Annotated in this window: 1 pseudogene; it reads left to right on the plus strand. The window is 49.4% G+C overall.

Going from position 1 to position 253, the window contains the following annotated elements:
- Window positions 1-139 precede the first annotated feature (139 nt).
- A pseudogene (locus EOD29_RS38100) lies at window positions 140-253 on the plus strand (LacI family transcriptional regulator); the annotation flags it as partial.

Genomic DNA, 253 nt, shown 5'->3' on the forward strand with positions numbered 1-253 from the left:
TCGTCAAGCCCTTTCTCGACTCCCGAGAAAAATATGGCTATTGCCATAACCTGTTGAATTACATTCAAATAGTCCAAAAGGATAATGAGGTGTTAAAATTTAAATCGTTTTCATTGCCGGATTGCGCACCTGAGTCATCGTGTTATTGTATCGGCAATTCCAGCATGGAAAGCCCAGAGTGACCGAACCGTCCCGGCCGCATCGCGGCGAAAATCTCGATCTCGCCCGCAAGCGCGGCAAGCCGACCTTGCGG

The organism is Mesorhizobium sp. M1A.T.Ca.IN.004.03.1.1 (assembly GCF_003997555.1).
GTDB lineage: Bacteria > Pseudomonadota > Alphaproteobacteria > Rhizobiales > Rhizobiaceae > Mesorhizobium.